Source organism: Bariatricus sp. SGI.161, from assembly GCF_050313695.1.
Classification (GTDB): Bacteria; Bacillota; Clostridia; order Lachnospirales; family Lachnospiraceae; genus JAFBIX01.
In genome coordinates this window covers 1-21,138 of sequence record NZ_JBNPLX010000017.1, presented here as the reverse complement: position 1 = coordinate 21,138, position 21,138 = coordinate 1, and the positions used below count along the sequence as shown (strand labels likewise).

Sequence of the window (21,138 nt, the reverse complement as noted above, 5' to 3'; positions counted from 1 at the left end):
TACACTAGCTCCTTGTCTTTTGGGGATGTGCTTTTAATAAACTTTTTATTTTAAAATAATATGCCTGCAATTTAATTAAGTGAGGACAATATTCTACCAGCATCGCTTCATATCGATCTCTGCCCAGAATTTCATATAAAGTTGTAAAAGCTTTTATTATTCCGATTTTATACTCTTCAGGAACCTTTGAATATACCTTATCCTTTCTGGCTAAAATTGCATAAAGACTTTTTCTAATTAATGCACTATTTTTTGCATGATTTTCTAAATTTGTCATGCCTCTTTCATGAAAATATTTCTCTCGTTCATACAGTGCTTGTAGAACATCGTATCTTTTATTTGTAAACTTTGTATGAGTTATCCCTTCCGGATTACTAAAATAATAGTATAAATGTTCCCTTATCAGTACCAGTTTTTCAAACTCAAAAAGAATTTTATATGTAACAAATTCATCTTCATGAATCCGTCCAACAGGATATCTTATACTCTTGAAACAATCTCTATGATAAAGTTTTCCCCAGGCTAAAATAAAATTAGTATTGTTTTCAAAATAATAATCTTCTGTCTTAATAAAATCAATCAAAGGTTTCTTGATTAATGGGTATTCTTTTTGCTCATTTGTTCTTACAAACTCGCAGATACTTATTTTCCCCCGCCTGTTGACGGCCCCATTGTAAAGGAATTCTAAATAATTAGGATGTATCCAATCATCGCTATCTACAAATGTAATCCATTGACTATCACTGTTATCGTAAAGCCAATTTAATCCAGCATTACGGGCAGCAGATACTCCTCCGTTAGCCTGATTCAATACAATTACTCTTTTATCTTTCTCCGCATATTTATTGCAGATATCTCTACTATTATCAGGTGACCCATCATTAACAAGAATAAGTTCAAAATCCTTGAACGTTTGTGACAAAATGCTATCTATACATCGCGACAAATATTTTTCAACTCTGTATACTGGTACTATTATGCTAATAACTGACATACAACACCTCTCCTCAGATCATTTTCCTGCTGTTCGATCATTCTTTTAACCATACCATAACACTTAAGGGCTGTAAAAACACTTTGTAAATATCTGGATTTCTATTACAACTTTCTAAAAATACTTTCTAATCTTTTTATACCATTCATAACTATCCTTTTTATTCGGTAATACCAAACTTTTTTGGGATTTCCCAATACATAATAGTCATAATGTTCCCAAAATGAAAGTATATTCTCTTTTTGAGCCAATCTAAGCACACTCTCATATTGCTTTTCAAAATTTCTTCCTCTCATTTCATCAACATTTTCTGTTTTATCTCGAAAAGCTTTTAAATGCCATTGCGCAGAATTTAAAAAAGTAAGCAAAGCCTTATGATACACTATATCCAATCCTCTCTCTTTAAAAAAAAGAATTCTTGCCCACTGTGCATCATATTCATCAAACCATTTTTGCAATGTTAAATTACCAGTAATCCCTTCCCTATTCATATAATAATAATAGAACTTACTTTCAAACACCAACACTCTTTCTGATTTGTAGAACAAAAGATGGATTATAAACTCATCTTCAAATATCCTCCCTAACGGAAACTTTATGCCTTCAAATAATGTCCTTTTGATTAGCTTTCCACATACGGAAATATATCTCGTATCATAACGATTATCATATATTCTTTCAAGTGCACATATCCCCGAAATCATTTCAAAATCCCCATATGTACCATTAAATACTATCTCTGAATCATCTTGAAATCTTTCAAAATTACTTACTACAATTTCTGAATTATTTTTTTTTATACAATTATAAAAAATATTCAAAGTATTTGGATGAATCACGTCATCCCCATCAACAAAAAAAAGATATTCACCTTTTGCTGCATCTATTCCCGCATTTCTTGCAGAAGATAACCCGCCATTTTCTTTGTGAATCACCGAAATGCGTTCATCACTTTTGGCATATTCATCACAAATATAGGCGCTATTATCTGGACTTCCATCCTCTACTAAAATCAATTCATAATTAACAAATGTCTGATTTAATATACTATCTATGCAGCGGCAGATATATCTTTCTACATTATAAACTGGCACAATTATACTTACAGGAATCATTTACTTCATCCCCTTCATAAAATTCTTCCATTTTTCATACTTCTCTTTTCCCAATAGTTGCTTAGCTAACCTATTCGGCAAATGGAGCCAAAAATCTCGTCTTTCATTCGCCTTTCGAATCTTCTTTCTTTTTTCCTGTTCTTTTTTTGATTTTCGTCCATCCAACTAGATGAAAACCAATGAATTGATATTGTCTTCAGTGAATGTCGATATTTTCCAGTATTATAATCAATAGGACACATATAAATTGACGGTAAAATTTTTATTCCATTCTCTAAAATCTGCATTTTATCATTTTGCTGCAATCCATGTTTTAAAAATACTTTTGTATTTCAACTTGGGCAAGTTTATCTGGACTTCCATCGTCAACCAGAATCAATTCAATTTCTTGAAAAGACTGTTTTAATACACTGTCGATGCAACGACATATATAATCCTCTACATTATATACAGGAACAATTATACTAATTTTGGGTGACATGTTCCTCTCCTTCTTCATTAAATATTTCGAATGCTGATTTTTTTGGAAATGCACATTGCATAATATTAGATATTCTGGTTTTTAATATCTCAAAATCCGCTTGCTTTATATTCCTCGAATCATTAATACAAATCATCCTGTATTCTTTTTCCAAAACTGCCCTTGAGATATCATCTATCTGACTTTCTAACGAAGCAAATACAGCACCATAATAATCAGCAGAAACCGGATAAAAATATCCATCCAAAATATCCCAAATTGAAAATACCTGATGCATAATGTCTGTTGGCATTCGAAAACGGTGCATACTAGTTTTATTCAACTCATCAGGGATCGTATTCCACACTTTTTCAAATGTTTTTTTTCTAAACGGGCATCCCAAATGAGAAAAATACATTCCTTGAATATATGATTCTTCATATGCAATCATATTATATTTTAAAGCTTTTCCATATTCTCTAGAAAACCATTTTTCAGGATTATTCTTGATAATGCCACTTATTTTTGAAGAAAAAAAATCATTTACAATCCCCAAAACACTAAACAATTGATGCTGAAATGAATCATTTTCTCTATGATTTTTAAGAGGATAGGCAATCCCGCAATATTTTGGCATTCCATTAACAAAAAAATCGCTTGGCAAAACCGGCTTTGTCAAAAACACGTCATCATTAAAATAAACAAACTTTTCACTTAATCCAGATATCCTATGAATATTCAATTCAATTGGTATGCTGCTAAAAGTAGGAAGATATTCTGATGGAATAAAATCTTTATGATTCACAACAACCAACTTATCTGATTCTGTATTTAGCCATTGTGGAATATGACCACATGTTACTAAATAAACTTTATGAACCCAAGGGGCATATTTTTCAACAGCTCTAAACCAATATTTAAATAAATCCCAATTCCGATACCTTTCTTCTCCATTATCATCTATAACTTGCGAAAACTGTTTGCTTTCATAATATTGCTTTTGTTTTTCCCACGAGGAATCGGTTCCATCAACCCATGTCACAACAAAATCAATAGGATCATTACTAAATCTGTCGGCATAATGTTTTTGGGATTTTATATACCCCTTTATCAAAAGTCTTTTTTTATTAACTTTATAAATAAAATTATTTAATAGTGTCAACATTTCCACCTCTAAATACAATAAGAATTTAATTATTCATAGTTTTTTAACAAAACAATTTGTGGATTTGGCAAATGAATATGTCCCCAGTTTTTAACATTCCAATTCATTTTAATCTCTGCATTCATCATTGATTTTTCAAAACATAAACCTCTTACAAAATCAATATCTTGATTATTTCCCATAACGTCCTTATTAAAAAATGTATACTTCATTCTATATGTTGACTCCATAAACCCAGATACATCAAGTTTGAGAACCAAATCAACAATATCATCTCGATTTCCAGAATAAAAATCATACATTATATATGTAGCTATGACAATATCATCTAATGTACAAATCTCAATTCTCAACCCGATCTCTTCGACATCAAAAAGATTAATCCAACGCAAATGTAACTTGAGTATTTCGTCCGCTTCAAATACAATGGACTCTTTTCCTATATATTCTGCAAGAAGTAATTTAAGACGCTGGTTTATAAGCCACTGAGGCCTTTTATAATTCGTAAAATTCATAGACAAACAATCATTACGTTCTGAATTCATATATATACTAATAGCTTCTTCCACATCTCCCTCAAAAACTATTCTGCCTCTATCCAATACAACACACCTATTACATAGCTGCCTTATTGTATTCATATTATGGCTAACGTAAAGTATCGTTCTCCCTTCATTTTCAGCCACATCCTGCATTTTCTTCAAGCATTTTTGCTGAAATTTCATATCTCCAACAGCCAATACTTCATCCATTATCAATATTTCCGAATCTAAATGCGCTGCTACAGAGAATGCCAATTTCACATACATTCCGGAAGAATATCTTTTTACTGGCGTATCAATAAATTGGCTACATTCTGAAAACTCAATAATATCTTCAATTTTTCTATCTACTTCTTCTTTGCTCATTCCAAGAATAGCACCGTTAAGATAAATATTTTCTCTCCCTGTCAATTCCGGATGAAACCCTGTTCCCACCTCTAGCATACTACTAATTCTTCCATTAATATATACCGTTCCTTCTGTAGGTGCTGTGACACGAGATAGAATTTTCAACGTAGTAGATTTTCCTGCCCCATTTCCGCCAATGATTCCAAGACGTTCTCCTTTTTTCACCTCAAAACTAATACCATTCAAGGCCATAAAACAGCCTTTTTTAGTATCAATAGTTGTACCTATTTTTGTATTTGGATCTTCTTTTCCTCTTACTCTCGCCCACCAACTTTGTATATCGCCTTGAAGTGTACCGCCACCAATGACACCCAATCGATATCTTTTTTTAACATTATCCACCTTTAATGCTAATTCATTTTCCATAATATTGCTCCTATACTGTATCCATAAATGTTTTTTCCACTTTATTAAATATTACTATACCAATAAAAAGTATTATTAATGTCACCAAACCACTTATTCCTAGATAAGGAATTGAAAATGTTCCATGCCCAGTATATGCATAACGAAATGCTTCAACGATCGGTACTACTGGGTTCAGCATAAGCAAACTTGCCCATTTTTCTGGTAATGAAGAAACAGGAAAAATAATCGCACTACCATACATCCATAATTGAACCCCGAAAGTTACAAGTACTGCTAAATCTCGATACTTGGTGGTTAATGCAGAAATAATAATCCCACATCCCATACCTAACAATGCCAACTCACATACTAAAATCGGTGTAAGAAGTACCATTACATTAGGTTGTATTACTCCATTTAATGTATAATAAAATACTGCAGCCAAAAATATTACATATTGCACTCCAAATGAAATCAATCCTGATATTACAATTGAAATTGGAGTAACAAGTCTTGGAAAATACACTTTTCCAAACACAGCGGCATTTGCAGTAAAGGTGTTTGATGTTTTAGTAAGACACCCCGAAAAATATAACCACATAGTATTACCTGCCATATAAAACAGAAATTGAGGCATACCATCTGTAGAGATATTTGCAATATTCCCAAATACCAAAACTTGCATTAAAGTTGTTAAAATCGGATTAATAATAATCCAAAGCGGTCCTAAAATCGTTTGCTTATACATTGTTTTGAAATCACGTTTTACAAACATAATTATTAGATCCCGATACTGCCACAGCTCTTTTAATTTTAAGTCCAACAATCTATTTTTCGGTTTAATAACCGTTGTCCATTCTTGCATTACTAATTCCTTTCTTTAAATAAAATTCCCCTTACAAACGCTTTAAACCATTTGGGAATCATAGCTCTTATTTTTCTTGCAAAACTAATTTTTGCAAGTCTCTTCTGATACCACTTTTCGATTTGTTCATATCCCTGCTTTTGCAATTCCAAAACAATATTTCTTTCATCTTTCAGATGGGATGCTTCTCTAAGTTGTGCATTATATTTAGAAGCCTGCTCATAAGTAGACTCCCACATCATTATACCTTGTCCATACTTTTCTACCAACTGTTTTCCTTGTTGATTGTTCATAATAAGACAAGAAGCACCCTTTCTTTCATCAATTTCTCCACCATTTTCAATTAAATATTCCGGATGTATAAGATCAATACACCAATAATCTCCTATGGTAATATCCCCTTGACGATACTCAGAAGCAAATGGACAGCTATAACAGTTTTCTCTATATGTATAGGAATTTAAAAACATCTGGTAATATGAAGACTCTTCTGGTTCAAAATATTTCTCAGTTTGAGCTCCATACTCATCTTGTAAAACTATCTTTCCATATAACTTCCAACCTTGACTCTTGTCACGGAATTTAAATTCGATTATTTTTTTCTTTTCCCTTTGTTCTACAAATGCTAAATAATCATGAAACATTTGTATACTAGGCACTCCATGACAAACCACCTCTACTGTATATAAGTTTTCATACTCTTTTTGAAGGTATCCTTTTAGCCCCATAATTTGGCAAGGTGTTCCGCTAAACAACACACTTATATTCTCATGAAGTTTTTCTTTTACATCTACATAGATATTGCCCAACTCACTCTGAACATATTTAGATCCTTTAAGCTTTAACAAATCCCTTTGTTCTGTGACACAAATATGCTTTGGTATTAATTTTTCTCCATCGTAAAGCATTGCACATCCATATACAACACCACCTTGTGCCAATACCGATTGTGCCAAGCTTGCGAATAATCCACCAGACGCAGATTGTATCAAATCCGTATCTTTTGCATATGCTGCATATGTTTCTCCCAAAGATTTTTCCCATGTAGTTTCTTTAAAGTTACATACTTTTAGGCATTTTCCGCAGTCAACACATTCTGCTTCGTTTATTTCAGGATATATGAATCCATCTGCATTTTCAACCATACAAATTGCTTTCTTAGGACAGCTATGATAACATGCACCACATCCACAACACTCTTTTTCGCTTTTGATTAACTCAATACTTTGCATTTATTTTATACCTACTTTAATGCTTTTTTAATTGCTTCAAGTTTCTGATAACCATATTTTTCATCTGGCTCCAAAAAAGCTCCTTCTCCCCATTCATTCCATGCATTGATGAAAATCATTGGCTTCTTCTCTTCCTCTGCCCGCTTCACAAGCCGCTTCATATATTCTCCAAATTTTTCAATAGAAAATCCTTCATACATGACTCCATGCTTATTTCTCGGGGTATTATCCCAATCTACAAAAGCTCCTGGAAGAAATTCCCTTGTCCATTGATTATTTAGAATCTTTTCCCATGTTTCATCGTAAAAAAACATCGAAAGATTCTGTGGTTTTCCCCAATTGGATCCACACTTACTCTGTCTGATCCTACGATAGTTAGATACTGCTTTCTCACCCAGAGTCTTTCTAAGCAATTCTACTTTTTTTGCAGTCCCCGGACGGCCTAGTTTTTCTACATTTCTTGAATATACCGGTTCAAAACCGATACGATAATCAAATATATCATTTCTATAATACATATCTGCATAGTACATCGGAAATTGAAACGCACAGCAAAGTCCCGGCAATCCTTCTTCCTTTGCCCGTTTTCGGAAATACGCCACCATCTGCTGCAGATCTATGATCTGTTCCGGCTTGTAAATAATAAGCAGCGGTTTTCCATGTACTGTAATATAGCGCTCATCACGAAAAAATTGCACAAAATACTGAAAATGCTTTTCCCAGTCTTCCCGACTTCCATAGTCTTGTTCCATGATAACTTCCCGATTACCGCCATCCCAGTTCTTGCTCCAGTTTTCATTAGCCCAACAAAAGCAGAACGGGATATCTATCTCTTTATTTTTCAGCATTTGTTCTGCTGGTTTTTCAAGCAATTGTCTCCCGCCTTTGAACCAATAATGATAATAACAAAAGCCAAAGATCCCATATTCTTTCGCAAGCTTTGCTTGCCAGATCTTCACATTATCATCCATCAAATTATAATAATTATGATTCAGAGGAATCCTCGGCTGATCATGTCCCTCAAAAAGTGGTTCCGCTTTCTTAACATTTGTCCACTCGGTGAAACCTTCTCCCCACCATTCATCATTTTCCGGAATCGTATGAAACTGAGGTAAATAAAACGGAATAATCTTAACCCCTTTATTATCAAATACTTCTGCCATATACCCTCCTGCAGCCTATTTTCGCTGCTCCATAAATTCTTGATAAACCTCATCAAGACATCTTTTTTGTACCATAGGAACAAAAGTGTCTGTAAGTTTTCGCTGCCATTTTGCAATCTTTATAAGTCTATCATATCGTAGCGAACGTAATTTATAAAACTGCTCTGCACCTTCCAGACCATATCGTTTCCAAAAATAAGTCAATGTACCATTCATTCTCATCCGAAATTGTCTTTCACTAAATTCATCTTTGTTTTTTAATGTTGCTCCCTCAAGATGGATAATTTTTGATTCTGGTAGATTCATAATCGAATATCCTTTTTCGGTAATTCTCCATGAAAGTTCTTCTTCTTCACAATACATAAAAAAATCCGGATCAAACCCTTGTAATTCCTCAAATAAAGATTTTTTCATCATCATATCAGCACCGAAAATATATGCTACTTGTTTAGGCTCATTAGAATAATTAAATTCTTGATTAAACTGCACTGTTCCCTTTTTTAATTTATTATCCAGTTTTTGTCTGATTTTCGCCCTTATAATTTCCTTCCAAGAAGCTTTCTTTTTTTCTGTATCTAATCCGTCAAATTCCATACAATAAGATGGCAAAGGCTTCATATCTGGTGAATATAAATTACCGCCCACCACTCCTATTTTCTTACAATCTTTTATATATTTATAAAGCAGCAAAATAGAATTATCGATTATAAGCGTATCTGGATTTAAAAGAAATAAATATTGTCCGGCAGCTTTTTTTGCCCCCAGATTATTCGCCTTTCCAAAGCCAAGATTTTGAGGAGACGAAATCACTGTTATCTTTCTGCCAAAAGTCTCTTCCAATTTTTCTACAGAGTCATCCCCTGACGCATTATCCACAATTATAATTTCATATTTTAATCCAGTTGTATTATCAAAAACCGAATGAACACAATCAATTACCATCTGCGCCGAACGATAATTAACAATTATGATAGATACATCCATTTATTATTCCTCTCAGATTATTATGCAAAAAGCATCTTCTTTTTCAATATTTGTCTTAATAAATTCCTTCCGCGAAAATAGCCATAAATAATTTTATACCACCCTTTCGTATAAAGCCAGGCAATCATTGACATTTCATTTTCTATTTTAACATTTTCCAGATATTGATGCAGACCATTAATCGATTCCAATTTCATAATTGCATTCTGAAAATCAAGCCAACAATTCTCATTATTAAAAAACGAAAACAATAATGTCAAAATACGATTTTTAACCATATTTCTTGCCGTTTCAGACAAATCAACTTTTTCTTCGGCAATACAAAGCAGTTTAAGCTGGTTAGAAATAAAATCCCATATAGGAGGTATTCTTTTCCCCGCAACATGATAATACTGATAATCTACATTCGGAATAAAACAAAAACTACCGCAACACTCATATACAGATATACAAAATTCCAGATCTTCCTGAGAATACATATCCGTTCTGAAACGCACGTGATTTTTTTCTATAATATCTGCCCTAAAAATTTTACTACAAATATATCCGAATTGTTCCGTTTTCAGACATATAGCCTCCCATACATCTTTATCATGCATCCCTTCCAATAACGGTTTACAAATATTTATTTCTCCATTTTCTTCTATTATCGAAATTCCTCCAATGATAACGTCACAATTTGTTTCTTTAATAGTCGTTACATATTCTTCAAAAAATGTAGGATTTATTATATCATCAGCATCTACAAACATTATATATGAACCATGAACTTCTTGAAGTCCTGTATTTCTTGCCCTTGAAACTCCTCCATTTTGCTGGTGTATTACATGTATTCTTTTATCCCGTTTAGAATATAAATCACATATTTTCCCACTTTCATCCGTTGAACCATCATCAATCAAAATAAGTTCGTACCTTGAAAATGACTGTTTCAAAATAGAATCAATGCAATTTTCCAAGGTTGCTTCTACGTTATATACCGGAACAATAACACTTAAATCTACTTTTATCATAGCATCGCAATCAAACTGCTTACCTTTCCTTTTATTAAAATCATAATTATTTTTTGTTTCCAGGATACGTCAAATTTCTCTAATTTTAGTGGCACTGACCGAATAACAGAATCATTCAACATTTTTTTGCAGTATCTATATCTTTCTGAATACTTCGACAGATATTTCCTCTCATTCAAAGCAAGCATAATGCAAAACCACCGTAAGTAATATAATTCCTTTTTAAAATCATACGTTTCATCACCTGCAAAATCCCTTTCACAATATTTAATCAGACTTTTACAGGAATCCCATCTGCCTTCTCGAAAAGATTTGGAGATGGAATCCGGATTATAGAAATAATGATATATACCCGGTCTATCAATAAAATAAAACTTTTCTGCAGCACGCACTACATTAGCACTAAAAATCAAATCTTCACTAAATATCACTTCTTCATAAAATTTCAAGTCATTCTCTCGCAAAAAATCTGTTCTATATAATGACCCCCAAGCTCCTACAATTGCTCCCATTGTCAGTTGAGAGGTTGCTAACAGCCGAGGATATATTTCATTCACAATTCTCTTTTTATCGTATAACCCTTCCTGTAATTCTCTTATCTCTTCTACCATGCAAGGAGCATTTTCTTCCATTCCTGGCCATCCACTTCGAATAGCTCGATATCTGACAAAATCGACTTGATACTTCTCAGCAGTTTCATATAATGTCTGCATACCATCTTTTTCAAGCCAATCATCACTATCTAAAAAGAAAATATACTTTCCAGTTGCAATGTGCATTCCATCATTCCTTGCAGATGCCAGTCCGCCATTTAACTTATGAATAACTTTTATTCTAGAATCTTCTTTTGCATATTCATCACAAATCTTCGGGCACTGATCTGGGGAACCATCATTAACTAAAATGATTTCCAAATCAGAAAGTGTCTGTTCTAGTACGCTCTCCACACAACGTTTTAGATATTTTTCTACTTTATAGATCGGTATAATTATCGAAACACTAGGAGTTTTCATTTTCTTTCGTTATCTCCATCAAATATTCTATAGATTTATCTCGTTCTTCCTTCAGAACTTGATCCACCTTTCCCCAATCAATAGGTTCAACTAATTCAAATTCTTTTTCTGTTGAAATCATTCTATCTTCCAAACCCACCAGTTTTAACAAATCCATCATACGAAGATTAATATTTTCATTCCGCTTAACAACAAAAAATTCTTTATGAAAAATCAATGAAAATACTGTGGCATGAAAAGAATTTGAAATAATCAATTCTGAATTATATATTACTTCTAAAAACTCTAATGGACCTGGATATTTTAAATTCTCATCAGAATAGTCTACTTTAAAAAAACTGATAATCTTTGCCTCTAATTTTTCTTTAGCTATAAGACTAATTTCTTTCATAAAATTATTTCGGTCAAAATCGTATACAAATATTTTTTTTGACGGTTTTTTGATTTTTATCATCTTTTTCCATTGTTCTTCTGTTAATAAGAATACCGGATCCAGTACTACTTGCCCTTTTATTCCTATGTCATCTAACAACTTTACAGCACTTTTTTCACGAACAGATATGTTATCAAAATCACTTAACCAGTCTTTCACCCTATTCTTCCATTCATGTGCAATAGTTTCTGTAGAAAAGCTTGCTGCATAAGAAGCTTTTTTTGTGCCCTTAGGTGCAAACGCCAGATAAAAAGCACCATCTTTTCCGTTCTGAAAAAGTGTATTCCAAATTTGATCACTTCCCGCAATATACAAATTTGCTAATGGCGGATTTTGTTTTAACTCTTCTAAACTGCAATATCGCACCGTCAATCTCAAATAATCTTCTCGAAATTTATCAAACTTTTTCTTTCCTGAATGTTCCAACAATCGCTTTGGAAATTTTAAAATTATATAAATAATCTTAAATATTAAAAAATTTTCATATTTCGGATTATCTATCGCTTTGAAATTATATCTCTTACTGAGATAATCTGGTTTATAATCTATAATTTCAACATCATGTCCCTGCTGTAAGAGATATTCTGACAATGCATATGCCTGCAGACTTGCTCCTGCATTATAAACATCATGACATGTAATCGTTTTAATTTTCATTCTAATTACTCTTTTCACATAATTCTCCATATGTTTTTAATGTAACACCATATTTATTCAATGTTTGTTCTAAATCTATTTCTTTAAATAATTGATATTCCTGAACTCGATGCTGCCAAGTTGGATTAAACAAATGAATCTCATCCGAATATATACTCGGATGTATATGTAACTCCGTAATCCCCTCCTCAATATTAGCCAAAAAATTCTCAAAGCATTTCTTTTTATCTTCCAAGTTCGGAACTTTTGTGGCATTAAAAGGAAAAGAATATACATAATCTACAAATTTTAATTTTGTGCATTTTAATAATATTTTGATTATCGGAGTAATTTTTCTTCCCGTCCAAATTTCAAATAAATTATCAATTGGTTTTACTTTTCTTGCAAAGCGTATTCCTCTAACACTTCTATCATTGACTCTTTGATAAGCTTTCACTACTGCCACATATCCTTTTAAGCGCAAACCCGGTACTACCGTATACATATGATTATCAATATGAGTAAAATTTATATTATCCTTGAGGATTTTCTTATATTGTTCTTCACATTCCTGCACAAGTTCTGAATATTTTACATGCGCTTTTATTTGATTTATGTCTTGATATAAGTTTCCATTCTCATCTTCCAGCGTCTTCGCATGAGTTAAACTTCTATAGAGTAAAGGATTTTCTGCATCAAATCCATCTCTCGTAACAGCCAAATGTATACCAATATCTTGTAAATCATTTTCTCTAATCATCTGTACTGCTTCATCATAATATATTCCATTAGCCATTAACGATGTAGATGAAATTTTCCCTGTTTTTAATAATTCTAAAATTGCTCTATTTGCCTCATGTGACATTCCAAAATCATCTGCATTAATTATTAAATATTTCATCACTTTTTCCTTTAAAACACTTTTCTTCCTTTTTTGTGAAATCTATCGCATCACAATATTGCATATAATTTTTCAACCTCTTTATTATTTACAAAATTATTTTTCTCGCAATATTCACAAAGGGCCTTCATCTTTTGAGAATCATTTAAAATTTTCGCAATTCCTTTTGCACATTCTTCATGATCCATCGGAACGATCATACCATCTACCCCATCCTTTAATTGACTTTTTGCTGTTGCATAATTCGTAATAACCACAGACTTTCCCAGCACCTGTGCTTCATGTACACTGACGCAATTTCCTTCATATCTGGACGGCTGTACATAAAGATCACATGCTTTCATATACGGATATGGATTTATTTTCTTTCCAAGAACGATCACATGATCTTCCATGTTTGCTTCTTGAATCTTTTCCCGAATCAGCGTTTCATCCGGCCCAAAGCCAATCAAATACCATTTGATCTTTAGTCCCGTCTTCATCAATCGACTACAAATATCCGGAACGCTGTCAAAGTTTTTTGCATTGCAAAATCTTCCGACGGATAAGAGCCTGATACTTCCGTCTTCCGGCATTTCTTCGGACACGTCGAATGCATCTGCCTGTTCTTTGATTAATTCTGCAGGAATGATATTGTCTATGCGAATGATTTTGTCTTCTAAGCCAGGAAATTTACAGCAGAACCCTCTGGTACATGCATCTGATATTGACACAATATGATCATAAGCATCCCACATTTTTAATTCGGACTCTTCATCTATCTCAATATTCGAATAATCTGTATGAATCCATGCAATTTTTTTACTGGCATTTACTTTTTCAGTAACAAAATAATGCGGTGTCAGAAAACTGATTGCAAGATCATAATCTTTCTCATTTATTTTCGGCATATATTTGCGTGTATATTTATGGCTATACTCCAATTCCACACCATTATCCACTGGAAGGGAATTCTGTCGAATAAACTTTTGGGCATTTCTTTTTCCATTTATACGTCCAAGCAATACATCTGCTCTTTTCTTTTTTATCACATCTGCTATCGGTACTGCCAGACAGGTATATGCTCCTATTTCAGGCAATAAATGCACTTGTTTTGGAAGAAACCTGAGCAATTCACCCTGGTGTCGCATCAGAAAAAGATCTATCTCATACTTTTCATAATCCAAACTATTTAACAAACCCAACAGAGCCCTCTCTGCACCCCCAAGCTCTAATGCATGGGAAAATATCAATATCTTTTTCATTACTTTCTCTTCAACCACTCAAAACAGTCCACTCCAAATACTCTGTGAAATGGCTGTGTTATTTTACTTCTTATAATTGATTTTCTATCCAGCCAGCTTTTTGCATACCAATGAACGGAATAGGTATTCTTTGTCTTTCGCAGCTTTCCTGTTGTATCATCATAAGGATTGAAATACTCTACCGGATATATTTCTGCCCCTGATAGATTCTGACGTTTTCCATCTTTCACAAGCCCCACTGACACAAGTGCCTGCGTGTTCAGAGTGGGACACGTCACTGTTCCTTTTGTTCCATCTAGAAAACAGTCATACGCTCTTTTTAACACCTGCACTAATTTATGATGAGCAACCGCTCCAAATCCAACTCCTGTATTGATATACTCATCATTTTCAAACCCAAAGAAGGCTTCATTTTCTAAAAGGTCATCTATATTCCTGATTACCTCTACATCTGTATCAAAATAAATTCCTCCATATTCTTCAACAATCACTAATCTGGCATAATCACTAAGGAATGCATATTTTTTTTCTTCAATACACATCTTAGTATATCCATTTTGATTTACATCAAAATTTGTTTCATTCCATTCTATTATTTCAAAATCTGGGCAATATTTTTTCCAGCTGGCGATACACTTTTTCGCTTTTTCTGGTTTTTCATTACCTCCAAACCAACAATAATGGATTTTTTTTGGAATCATATCTCTATCCCTTTATCTAATCTCTTTTTATGCAACATATCGTAGAGCTTTATTGGTAACATTCCCACAAGAATTGGTCGTAATGCATAGACAATCATCCACAGTGGCAATTGTAATGCTTTTACCAGATATAACTTAACGGCTGCTTCGTTTAACCTGAATTTAAATTTACGTCTTGCATAAGCATTTCTGTCATCCCTCATCTGATACAGCGGGAGGTGGATATTCTTTCCTTTATATCCGGCAGCATACATTCTCACCCAGAGATGATAATCCTCTACCCGAAGTGTCCATGATTTTTCCGAATATCCGCCGACTTTCATATAAGCTTCCCTTCTTACCATGCAAGGTGCGTGACAAAAGGGGGATCCATGCACAAAATCTCGTTTCGTTGGATATTGCGGATGACTAATTCTCCCCCATCTTCCAGTTTCATCAAAGAATTCCATATCCGTACTTACAATGGAGATATCTGACTCCCTCTCAAGGATTTCTAACTCTTTTTCAAATCGATTGGGAGCGCAGAGATCATCTCCATCCATTCTAGCTATATATTCACCTTTTGAATTTTTCAAACATTTATTTAATGTATAATTCAGTCCTTGATTTGTTTGATTTTTTAATAAAATTATTTTTTCTGGGTATGCTTCTTGATAACGCCGTGCAATGTCATATGTCCTGTCTGTAGAACCGTCATCACATAAGATTAATTCCCAATCTGCTACTGTTTGTTCCAAAATGGACACAATTGCAGCCTCTAAGGTAGTCTCACAATTATAAATTCCCATAATCACAGAGATTTTTACAGATTTCACCATATCTATACCAACCTCCATGTCAACTTCACCTGATAAAAATAAAATACAAAATAAGCAAACAGCATAAACAAATATATTATTTTTACAGATTTCTCACTAAACATATGCTCAATCTCCCACGGCAGCAAGATATAACTATACAGAGAAAAATAAATCGGCAGTCTTCCAATAAAGATTCCACTGGTAAACATAGACACAACATAGAATCCCACCGAAGCAATTGACATATTTGTACACAGATTGATCACTGGATCATCTGCATATTTAATAAAGCGTAATCCTACCAGAGACAGAATAGATGGAATTGCATATACCAGAACTCGGATAATATTCGTTCCATCATCTTGCCACTCCTGCCAGTCAGACACGACATTCTTGTACTGTGTCTCCGCCAGAAGAGTATCCAGAATATCTGTAAACTCTCCAATAAATATTACTGCTACAATAACCGCTATGATAAATAATATTGTCTTCTTATTCCACGCTTGTCCCTGAGCAATGAATATAAACGGCAATACCAGGAGCGCACTTCCATGAAACAATGCCGCAAATAATACGATCAGCACCGCCGGTACATATTTCTTTTTCAAAATATACTCAAATGCAAAGAATGTTATGGTCACCGCCGTAAACTGCCGGATTCCGTTGAACATCCATGAGATATAGTCTGTCGATGCAACGAACAGAAAAAAAGTGACGATATAATTGGATGAATATTTTCGATATACTTTTATCAGTAATACCACCTGAATCAGGGCCAGAATTATAAAATATACATTTACATTATCACTGATCAGATCCTTAATGACTGCAGAGAAGAGGTAGAATCCTTTATCCTTTTCTATTGTATCTATATAAGAAGGGATATTTCTTAAGCCACTTGGGATTTCTTGAAACATCTTCATATAGGCTCCTGTATCTCCCACGTAACCACGGAATCCACTCCAGATCACCAAAGGCAGATAGATCAGGAATGCCCACAGTGGATAATACCTTTGTACTTTTTCTCCACACACATATTCTGTTCTCTGCACTTTGGTGCACAGCCCGATCATCCAGGCTACCGCCACCCACACTAATATCAGATAATAGTTCGACATGTCTTTTTTACTACCTTTTCTTTATCATATTGCTCTTCCATATATTTTCTTCCGGCCCTTCCCATGACTTCTCTTTCTTCTTTGGAAAGTTTCAGGAAGTCTTCCATTGTATGCAGAAGTGCGTTCCTGTCTTTGACCGGACATAAGAGACCGCTGATGCCTTGTTTTACTGCTTCTCTGCACCCCGGGATATCGCTGGTAATCAGAGGTCTTCCGATAGCTGCTGCTTCCAGAAGGACATTGGACATTCCTTCGTGATAACTTGGGAGCACCACGCAGTCTGCCTTCTCATAATATGGTCTTGGATTCTCCTGGAATCCGTGGAAGACTGCGATTCCATCCTGGGTCAATTTTTCTACTTGTTCCTTATATTCATCTTCGAAGAATCCCACCAGATCCAGTACAAACTGACCGGCACACTCTTTCCGAAGTTCTTGTACCGCCCAGAAGAGTTCGTCCATGCCTTTTTCTTTCATGATGCGGCCCAGATATAAGAAGCGAACCTTGTCGTTATTCGGATATTCCTGATAACTATAGGATTCCAGATTGACTCCGGCTCCGGGAAGGATGGTCTGCTGCCATGCCGGTGTGATCTTCTTCTCCCGGAAGAGCTTCGCGTTCTCTGCATTTTCAAAGTACACCGTCTTCGCTTTTTTTAAAGCCGTCCGGTACATGACTGTCACAATCTTCGCCAGCCCCTTCTTCTGAAATGCGGTTCCCAATCCCTGGACATTCACACAGTAAGGAATCTTCTGCATCCTGCAGGCAAATCCTGCATAGATATTCGGCTTAATGGAATAAGTGATGACCATATCCGGCCGCTCTGTTTTTAATATTTTAACATATGTATGGTATAAACGGAAGTCAGTTACCGGATTAATCCCTCGACGGTCTACGTCCGTTTTCAACATGCGGCATCCCATCGCCGCGAAGTCTTGCTCATGTCCTACGAATGGAGTGCTGATGATAACCTCTGCATCTTCCATGAGTCGCTGGATCAATTCTCTTCGGAACTGCCATAGCATATATGAATGGTTGGTCACAATCAGGATCTTCTTCTTTTTTTTAAGGGAGCCCGTTCCACCTTCTACCACCCCTTCGCTGCGGGAAACTGCCAGAAATGTTCCCAGGAAGCACTTGATATCGATCATTGGTCCCATATGTGACACATAATGACCATCCAGTTTTGCCTTTTCTGGAATCTCCAGCTCATCTCGACCGTGGATCTGCGCCCAGCCGGTAAGTCCTGGCTTCACATCATTTGCTCCGTATCTGTCTCTCTCCGCAATGAGATCATCCTGATTCCACAGCGCAGGTCTGGGGCCAATCAGAGCCATATCGCCGCGAAAGATATTCCAAAGCTGCGGCAATTCATCCAGAGAAGTCTTACGAAGGAATCTTCCTACCTTCGTGATATACTGATCTGGATTACGAAGCAGATGTGTCGGCATATCATGGGGCGTATCCAGCTTCATACTGCGAAACTTATACAACTGAAAATGCTTCTTATGTATCCCGATACGTTTCTGACTGAAGAATACCGGTGCTGTGATACCATCTTCTATCTTAATCGCTACAATAATTCCAAGAAACAGCGGTGACAGCATGAACATACTGGCTCCTGCAATCACAGTATCTATCTTGGATTTGAAAGATATATATTTCATTCTCTTAGATAACCTTTCTGTCTTTTTGATTCTATATGCACAACCATATCTACAAACGACAAAAGACCTTTCGCTCTAAGCTAAGGCCTCCACGTCTTTTTCCCATTCTTCCGGAAGCGTGTATGTCGGAACAATCTCTTTGACAAGCTCTCGCATCTTCTGTTCATCCGTCTCTTCTGCCATCTCTTTCAAAGTACTGCACAACTTCTCTTCGTCGAATTCAATAGGTTTTCCTATATATATCATCTTATTCCTGGTCTCTTGCATGCCTTCTTCGTCCATCAAGAGTTCTTCATACAGCTTTTCTCCCTGACGAAGTCCCGTATACACAATCTCAATATCCCGGCCTAATGTAAGCCCGGACAGACGGATCATATTCTTGGCAAGATCCAGAATTCTTACCGGCTCTCCCATATCCAGCACGAAGATCTCCCCGCCTTTTGCATAAGCTCCTGCCTGCAGCACCAGGGACACTGCTTCTGGAATCGTCATAAAGTACCGGATAATGTCTGGATGCGTTACTGTCACAGGACCACCTTCAGCTATCTGCTTCTTGAACAGCGGAATCACACTTCCATTGCTGCCAAGAACATTTCCGAATCGTACTGCCACGAATTCGGTCTTGGAATATCTGTCGAACATCTGGATGATCATCTCACAGATTCTCTTCGATGCTCCCATAATATTGGTCGGATTCACCGCTTTATCCGTAGAGATCTGGATAAACCTCTCTACCTTATATTGATTCGCCACATTTGCCAACTTATAAGTTCCCATCACATTATTCTTGATAGATTCGTTCGGGCTGTCTTCCATAAGCGGGACGTGCTTATGTGCCGCTGCATGGTAGATAATCTGTGGTCTGTAGGTTCCGATGACGGCGTTCAGGCGCTTTTCGTCTCGAATCGATCCAATTAAGACCACCAGATTCAGTTCCGGATAATTTTTCTTTAATTCCTGTTGAATGCTATAGGCATTATTTTCATAGATATCGAAGATAATTAATTGCTTCGGATTATGAGCAGCAATCTGGCGGCACAATTCACTTCCGATGGAACCTCCTCCACCGGTGACCATGATCACTTTTTGTGACACATATCCCATGATCTCATCCAGATCGACCCGAATCTCTTCTCTTCCCAATAGTTCTTCGATACTAACCGGACGCAGCTTACTGACACTGACCTCACCATTCACGAGCTGGTACACTCCCGGCATGATCTTCAGTTCACAGTCTGTCTCCTTACAGATATCCAGAATTGGGCGCAGTTGAACAGCCGATGCCGATGGTATCGTGATAATGATCTGCTGTATATTATATTTTCGTACACATTTTTTTATACTATGGCGGTCTCCCGCAATCTTAATACCGCGTATGTATTTGCCAACTTTTCCAGGATCGTCATCGATAATACAGCATATCTTCTGATTCAGATACTTACTGTTCTGGATCTCGCCGATGACCGATCTTCCGGCCTCTCCAGCCCCGACAATCATAACTCTTCTCTGCTGCCTCCATGGAAGATGGCGATTCTGCTTCTTAAGCCGGATCATTCGATAAGAGAACCGGGTTCCAACCACGAATGCAATCAGATACATGGTCCTTAGCAGATAATAACTCCGCGGGAGAAAACCACTACTTAACAGAACAATCCCTATCTCTAATACGCCAGATACAATACAAGCCCATATTATACTAAATATCTCCTGAGGTCCTGCATATTCCCACAGGCTACTGTAGATCTTAAATAATGCAAATATAATTAGTGTTGTCAGTACGAACCATGGTTCATACTTCCACAGTGCTTCCAGATGTTCTGGGGGAATCTGATAGATAATAAACTCAAATCTTGTAGCCAACGCGAAAAAAGATGACAGTAATATACATACAGCATCCAATAATATCAAACACGTCCGCCGTATCAATAACTTATAATTCATTTCTTTCATATTCACCTGTGTTTCACTCTATCCAATCTATTTCACTCTTACATTGTAATTTCATATTATACCACATTTTTCTACACTTAGAAAGTGACGATTCTTACATATATTATTGCATTTTTCTCATTCAAAGTCTACAACTTATAGCACGATTTACCGAAGGTTTAACTCTATTGTGCATTTTCCCCTAACATTCTTATCGAATAATAGAGGCACATTTTGGTGTCTCTAAGGTATCTGAGATATCAAGATGATACACCAATAATGCCTACATATGGGAGAATCTATAAAAAGAAGAGGTGTTCTCGCAGTTTTAGCTGCTGTATGCTGCCTGGCAATCCAGAAAGGTGTTCACTACACCGCATGGGCCGATTACGGTATCGCCCTGGTAG

General features: G+C 35.5%; 19 protein-coding genes. All 19 read right to left on the bottom strand.

What is annotated here, in order from left to right:
* Positions 1–4: 4 nt before the first annotated feature.
* The gene (locus ACQRBH_RS10890) at positions 5–994 is read right to left on the bottom strand and encodes a glycosyltransferase (RefSeq protein ID WP_427761680.1); all 990 of its coding nucleotides are present in this window, start codon (positions 992–994) and stop codon (positions 5–7) included.
* A 104-nt stretch (positions 995–1,098) separates the two neighbouring features.
* Positions 1,099–2,109: a glycosyltransferase family 2 protein gene (locus ACQRBH_RS10885; protein ID WP_427761679.1), complete on the bottom strand. Its 1,011-nt coding sequence runs from the start codon at positions 2,107–2,109 to the stop codon at positions 1,099–1,101.
* 313 nt (positions 2,110–2,422) lie between these two features.
* On the bottom strand, positions 2,423–2,590 hold the full coding sequence (locus ACQRBH_RS10880) for a glycosyltransferase family 2 protein (RefSeq protein ID WP_427761678.1): 168 nt from the start codon (positions 2,588–2,590) through the stop codon (positions 2,423–2,425).
* A complete protein-coding gene (locus tag ACQRBH_RS10875; RefSeq protein ID WP_427761676.1) occupies positions 2,574–3,734 on the bottom strand; it encodes a Stealth CR1 domain-containing protein in 1,161 nt (386 codons plus the stop codon). The genes ACQRBH_RS10880 and ACQRBH_RS10875 overlap by 17 nt, the downstream gene beginning before the upstream one ends.
* Positions 3,735–3,763: 29 nt before the next feature.
* Entirely contained in the window at positions 3,764–5,050 is a 1,287-nt protein-coding gene (locus ACQRBH_RS10870; protein ID WP_427761675.1) for an ABC transporter ATP-binding protein, read from the bottom strand.
* A gap of 10 nt (positions 5,051–5,060) precedes the next feature.
* Positions 5,061–5,897: an ABC transporter permease gene (locus ACQRBH_RS10865; RefSeq protein WP_427761673.1), complete on the bottom strand. Its 837-nt coding sequence runs from the start codon at positions 5,895–5,897 to the stop codon at positions 5,061–5,063.
* 2 nt (positions 5,898–5,899) lie between these two features.
* On the bottom strand, positions 5,900–7,129 hold the full coding sequence (locus ACQRBH_RS10860) for a Coenzyme F420 hydrogenase/dehydrogenase, beta subunit C-terminal domain (protein WP_427761671.1): 1,230 nt from the start codon (positions 7,127–7,129) through the stop codon (positions 5,900–5,902).
* Between the two features lie 11 nt (positions 7,130–7,140).
* Complete coding sequence (locus tag ACQRBH_RS10855) at positions 7,141–8,292, bottom strand: glycosyltransferase WbsX family protein (protein ID WP_427761669.1); 1,152 nt, start codon at positions 8,290–8,292, stop codon at positions 7,141–7,143.
* A gap of 15 nt (positions 8,293–8,307) precedes the next feature.
* Positions 8,308–9,276, bottom strand: a complete 969-nt coding sequence (locus ACQRBH_RS10850) for a glycosyltransferase family 2 protein (RefSeq protein ID WP_427761667.1) — start codon at positions 9,274–9,276, stop codon at positions 8,308–8,310.
* Between the two features lie 20 nt (positions 9,277–9,296).
* Positions 9,297–10,289 carry a glycosyltransferase family 2 protein gene (locus tag ACQRBH_RS10845; RefSeq protein ID WP_427761665.1) on the bottom strand — a complete coding sequence of 331 codons (993 nt, stop codon included), beginning with the start codon at positions 10,287–10,289 and terminating at the stop codon, positions 9,297–9,299.
* Positions 10,286–11,302, bottom strand: a complete 1,017-nt coding sequence (locus tag ACQRBH_RS10840) for a glycosyltransferase family 2 protein (RefSeq protein WP_427761664.1) — start codon at positions 11,300–11,302, stop codon at positions 10,286–10,288. Before ACQRBH_RS10840 ends, ACQRBH_RS10845 begins: the two co-directional genes overlap by 4 nt.
* The gene (locus ACQRBH_RS10835; RefSeq protein WP_427761662.1) at positions 11,289–12,410 is read right to left on the bottom strand and encodes a polysaccharide pyruvyl transferase family protein; all 1,122 of its coding nucleotides are present in this window, start codon (positions 12,408–12,410) and stop codon (positions 11,289–11,291) included. The genes ACQRBH_RS10840 and ACQRBH_RS10835 overlap by 14 nt, the downstream gene beginning before the upstream one ends.
* A complete protein-coding gene (locus ACQRBH_RS10830; protein ID WP_427761661.1) occupies positions 12,394–13,272 on the bottom strand; it encodes a carbohydrate deacetylase in 879 nt (292 codons plus the stop codon). The genes ACQRBH_RS10835 and ACQRBH_RS10830 overlap by 17 nt, the downstream gene beginning before the upstream one ends.
* Positions 13,273–13,322: 50 nt before the next feature.
* A complete protein-coding gene (locus ACQRBH_RS10825; protein ID WP_427761659.1) occupies positions 13,323–14,516 on the bottom strand; it encodes a glycosyltransferase in 1,194 nt (397 codons plus the stop codon).
* On the bottom strand, positions 14,516–15,217 hold the full coding sequence (locus ACQRBH_RS10820; RefSeq protein WP_427761657.1) for a glycosyltransferase family 32 protein: 702 nt from the start codon (positions 15,215–15,217) through the stop codon (positions 14,516–14,518). The genes ACQRBH_RS10825 and ACQRBH_RS10820 overlap by 1 nt, the downstream gene beginning before the upstream one ends.
* Positions 15,214–16,053 (bottom strand): glycosyltransferase, encoded by an 840-nt coding sequence (locus tag ACQRBH_RS10815; RefSeq protein WP_235234095.1) that lies wholly within the window; start codon positions 16,051–16,053, stop codon positions 15,214–15,216. Before ACQRBH_RS10815 ends, ACQRBH_RS10820 begins: the two co-directional genes overlap by 4 nt.
* A complete protein-coding gene (locus ACQRBH_RS10810; protein WP_427761656.1) occupies positions 16,038–17,135 on the bottom strand; it encodes an EpsG family protein in 1,098 nt (365 codons plus the stop codon). The genes ACQRBH_RS10815 and ACQRBH_RS10810 overlap by 16 nt, the downstream gene beginning before the upstream one ends.
* Positions 17,117–18,802, bottom strand: coding sequence for a sugar transferase (locus ACQRBH_RS10805; protein WP_427761655.1), 1,686 nt, complete (start codon positions 18,800–18,802; stop codon positions 17,117–17,119). The genes ACQRBH_RS10810 and ACQRBH_RS10805 overlap by 19 nt, the downstream gene beginning before the upstream one ends.
* A gap of 75 nt (positions 18,803–18,877) precedes the next feature.
* A complete protein-coding gene (locus tag ACQRBH_RS10800) occupies positions 18,878–20,752 on the bottom strand; it encodes a polysaccharide biosynthesis protein (protein WP_427761752.1) in 1,875 nt (624 codons plus the stop codon).
* Positions 20,753–21,138 lie beyond the last annotated feature (386 nt).